The following is a 4,050-nucleotide window of genomic DNA, read 5'->3' as shown; positions in this document are numbered from 1 at the left end:
GCCGATCAGGCTGCGCACCATGCCCAGCGGTGTGTCCCGTGCGGCGAGCGCCACGAGTGCGAGGCCACGCGGACTCACCCGACCGTAACGGCGCTCCGCGAGCTGTGACAGCAGCGCGCGAACGGGGGCGTTGAGGTCGCGGAGGTCGTCGGCGAGTCCGGCGGGTGGATCCGCTTCGAGATCGCGGTATCGGAAGACCGTGAGCATCCGCGCGTCCTGGGGGTGAGCTCGACAGAAGGCGGGGATGAGCATGCCGGTCTCGACGATGCCCTCGATCGGATCGTCGATGTCGCCGATGGCGTCGAACTGGGAGTGGAAGCGCCGCACGGCACGGATCCAGGCTGCGGCGAAGAGCGCGTCGCGCGATGCGAATCGATGATAGATCGACCCCGATGGGGCCTTCAGGACGGTCGTGACATGTCCGACGGTCGCGTTCCTCCAGTGCATGTGAACTGCCGCAGTGGCTGCATCGAGGATCTGGTCGGTCGTGAATCGGGCCGGCTTGACCATGCGGACAGGCTAGCGCAGACTAGAGAACAGCATCTAGAGAACTATCTCTATTAGGGGGACTGTTGCGGTCACGGATTCCATCGATTGCCCTGGCGCTCGTGGTCATCGCGGTCGTTCCGTACATGGCGTTGAAGCTGCTGTGGCTCAGCGGCTCGACCGGCGGCGTGAGTGATCCTGCGGCGGTGGCCGAACTTCAGGGCGCGCGCATGGTGGTGGGCAATCTCGTCACGATCGTCCTCGAGCTGCTGGCCATCGGCCTAGCGGTGGCCCTGACCCGGCCGTGGGGTCGGCGCGTTCCCGCATGGATCGTGCTGGGCCTGGCCGGCGGAGCCACGGGTCTGCTCGCACCGATCCTGCTGGGGCTTCCGCTGGGCAGTGCCATTCAGTTCCTCGTCCGATCAGATGTGCGCACCAGCGGCATGGACAACATGGACCCGTGGGTCTTCGCCGCGGTGTACGGCAGCTTCGGACTCTTGGCGGTCGCGATCATGGTGCTGGCCTGGAACTACGCGCTGGCGCGTTGGGAGCGAGTGCTGGCTGTTCGTCCGCACCGCCCCGATGCGTGGACGATCGCCATCGGCGCGGTCGGCATGCTGCCGTTGGGTACAGCCATGGCCTGGTGGGGTCTGATGGGCCCCGGGGGTGCGGGTCCGCAAGCCATGGACGCCCTCGCGCAGAGGACCGTCCTGGTGATCACCGCAGTGCTCTGCTGTGCTGGGTTCGTGGCACCGATCCTGGGCGCCGCGATCGACCGGCCGCGTGCGCTGTGGCTCGCGACCTGGGTGGGATGCGCGACCGCGGCCCTCCAAGGGCCGGCCCAGGTGCTGCTGGCTCAGGGCGGGAGCCCCACGCCGGCGATGATCGTTCTTGCCGTGCTGGCCACGCCGGCGAGTTGCGTCTACGGTCTGCGGGTCCTGAGGCTGAGTGCTGGCGTGACAGGGCAGGCGCGTGTCGCCAGCTCCACAGCGGCTCCGGCGGCACCCGCGAGCAGGCGGTGAGACGACCATGCGACTGGCCATCATCGGCGTGGGCCACGGCCGCCACCTGGCCTACTGGGCTGGCCGTGTCGGGGCTGACGTCGTGGCGCTCTGTGACCACGACGAGCGACTGCTGGAGGCCGCCAGTGCCGATCATCCCGGCGCCCGGTTGACGACGCGGTGGCAGGATCTGCTGTCCGACGATCTCGACGCGGTAGCGCTCGTCAACGACTTCGATGCGCACGCCCCGATGGCTATCGAGTTCCTGGACGCAGGCATTCATGTCCTGTCCGAATCGGCCGCCTGCGCGAGCGAGGCCGAAGGCAGATCGCTCATCGCCGCCGCGGACCGCGCCGCCGCCACGTACTCCTTCGCCGAGAACTACGTGGCACATCCGCATGTTCGGGTGATCGCCGAGGCGTTGGCGACTGCGGAGATCGGCCCGATCCAGCTCATCGAGGCCGACTACCTGCATGCCATGGCTCCCGCGGCCGTCGACTCGCTGATCGGTGACAGTGCTACCTGGCGGGGCCGGATTTCGCCCACGGCTTACTGCACGCACACGTTGTCGCCGATTCTTCACCTCACCGGTGCGTGGCCGACCGGCGTGGCCGCATTCCCTGTCCACGACCAGGATCCGCGTCCGGCGGTGGCCATGGCGGTGCGTCTGTCGACGGGTGCTCTGGCCATCACGCGGCACGGCTTTCTCCAAGGCGAACCGGAGAGTCACTGGAGCTGGGTGTCGGTGCGCGGTTCTCAGGGTCTGATCGAGTCCTGTCGAGCACCTGGTGAGCCGTCCTGGGACGCCCGGTTGAGGAAGGAAGGCTGGGTCGCGGGTGGGGGCGCGGCTCGAGAGGAGACGCGCCGCGCCGGTCGTATCGAACTCGACGGTGAGCTCGTGAACCGTCACCACGAAGGCACGGTCTTGATGCTCCAGGCTTTTCGAGCCACGGTCGTGGCAGGAGCGCCGCCCATGGTGCCGGTCCGGGCCGCCGTGGCGGCCTCGCTCGTCGGCGTGGCGGGCGCTGAGTCACTCGCTCGCGGTTCGCAGCTCGTGGCCGTGCCGGACGTGTCCATGCCCTGACCCGACGAAGCCCGGTCGGCTGATTCAGTGTGGGCGAAGGTCGATGGCACCGTTCTCGGTCGTCACGTCGATCGTGTGCGGGCTGTTGGCCTGCTGGGTGAGTTCCTGGGTGACCGAGCCGTTGTCGGTGGAGACGGTCACGTCATAGGGGTCGTCGGGAAGTCGCAGGGTGACGGCACCATTTTCTGTGCTGACCGTGACACTCGACGGCGTGTCGGTGAAGCCGAGATCGACGGTCCCGTTCTCCGCGTGAGCCTCGACCTTGTCTGAGCTGATACCGCTGGCTTGCTGGTCTCCGCTGGTGCTGCGCAGGACGAGTTCACCGGACACGTCGGTCACGGTGATGGCGCCGTTCTCGGTGTGGATCGACACGGCGGTGTCGAAGTCCGCCGCCAGGACGTCGCCGTTGGACGACTCGAGGGTGACGGCGAGATCGCGAGGAATCGTGACGCGATACTGCACGTCACAGGAGGACAAGAACCCGCAATCGGTGGCGAGAAGCAGCTCGTCGTCGACGAGGTCCCAGGTGGCATCGTCGGGGGAGCCGGAGAACCAGCGGGTCACTTCGACCCGGTCGGAGTCGCCGGGACGAAGCTCGATCTCGCCGCCAGAGTTCTTGGTGATGGTCAGGTGGTCACCGGCCACCGCGAACGACGTGGTGTCAGGTTCGGCGTCGTCGGCCGAGCCGCAGGCGACGAGCACGAGCGACGCGATCGTGGCCACGATGAGGGCTGTGATTCGGGGCGAGGCCGCTGCGGGCCGAGGTTGTCGTGTCATCGCAGGGCGTCGGTCGTGCGGGGGTAGTGACATCAGTGGTCTCCTGCCTGATGGGCGGTGGTCAGTGCTGAGATCGTCGACGCCATCGCTTGCTCGATCGCCGGACGATCGACCTTCTCGGGGTCTGCCAGATGCTCCATGGCCAGACCGTTGGTCAGGCAGTGCAGGATCAGGGCGGCCAGTTCGGGGTCGACGCGCAGCTCCAGGCCACTGCGCTCGGCGACGGCACGGATCGTTCGCTCGGCGACCTCGCGTTGCGTACGCCGTAGGGGCGTCCAGGCCTGCCTGGCCTCGGTGTCGCGCGCCGCGCGCGCGGCGAACTCCAAGCCCAGCTGCTCTCGCTGTGTATCGCTCGTGATGCTCTCGGCCACGATCTTGGCGGCAGTCCGCGGCACGTCGGTGGGATCGTCGCGTGTCTCCACCAGCAGGCGTTCACGCTCGGTCTCCGAGCGCTCCTGCAAGACGGCCGCGAACAGATCCTGCTTGCCGCCGAAGTTCGAGTAGACCGCACCTTTGGTGAAGCCGGCCGACAGGGCGATGCGCTCGACGGTCGCGTCGGCATATCCGAGCTCGGTGAAGACGGCAGCTGCGGCGTCGATGAGCCGCCGGCGCACCTCGGCGCGCGGCAGGCGACGCGCTGGCGCGGGCGGAGCCGTCTTCATGTCGTCCTTCGTACCATACTTTTGGTACTCAATACTATTG

Annotated in this window: 5 protein-coding genes; 2 read left to right on the top strand and 3 right to left on the bottom strand. The window is 67.7% G+C overall.

The genetic code is table 11. The features are described from left to right. The coding region (locus tag ACOJSN_RS00825; protein WP_420110611.1) for a TetR/AcrR family transcriptional regulator at positions 1 to 510 on the bottom strand (510 nt) is incomplete at its 3' end. A 98-nt stretch (positions 511 to 608) separates the two neighbouring features. Between ACOJSN_RS00825 and ACOJSN_RS00820 the strand changes: the two genes are divergently transcribed. Together ACOJSN_RS00820 and ACOJSN_RS00815 are read left to right on the top strand one after the other, a co-directional pair. Then, positions 609 to 1,508, top strand: a complete 900-nt coding sequence (locus ACOJSN_RS00820) for a hypothetical protein (RefSeq protein ID WP_420110610.1) — start codon at positions 609 to 611, stop codon at positions 1,506 to 1,508. Positions 1,509 to 1,515: 7 nt separating this feature from the next. Further along, positions 1,516 to 2,571 (top strand): Gfo/Idh/MocA family protein, encoded by a 1,056-nt coding sequence (locus ACOJSN_RS00815; protein ID WP_420110609.1) that lies wholly within the window; start codon positions 1,516 to 1,518, stop codon positions 2,569 to 2,571. Positions 2,572 to 2,595: 24 nt separating this feature from the next. Here the strand turns inward: ACOJSN_RS00815 and ACOJSN_RS00810 are convergent, their stop codons facing one another. Both ACOJSN_RS00810 and ACOJSN_RS00805 read right to left on the bottom strand, forming a co-directional pair. Continuing rightward, positions 2,596 to 3,294 (bottom strand): DUF4097 family beta strand repeat-containing protein, encoded by a 699-nt coding sequence (locus tag ACOJSN_RS00810; RefSeq protein ID WP_420110608.1) that lies wholly within the window; start codon positions 3,292 to 3,294, stop codon positions 2,596 to 2,598. Between the two features lie 86 nt (positions 3,295 to 3,380). Beyond that, the coding region (locus ACOJSN_RS00805; protein WP_420110607.1) for a TetR/AcrR family transcriptional regulator at positions 3,381 to 4,050 on the bottom strand (670 nt) is incomplete at its 5' end.

This window comes from Pseudactinotalea sp., assembly GCF_048594945.1.
Taxonomy (GTDB): domain Bacteria; phylum Actinomycetota; class Actinomycetes; order Actinomycetales; family Beutenbergiaceae; genus Pseudactinotalea.
Note: the sequence above shows the minus strand (reverse complement) of the source record. Positions and strands in the feature narration are given on the sequence as shown.

Bases quoted from the DNA above. Each gene is read 5' to 3' on its own strand.
- ACOJSN_RS00815 (WP_420110609.1), top strand. From the start codon at position 1,516: ATGCGACTGGCCATCATCGGCGTGGGCCACGGCCGCCACCTGGCCTAC.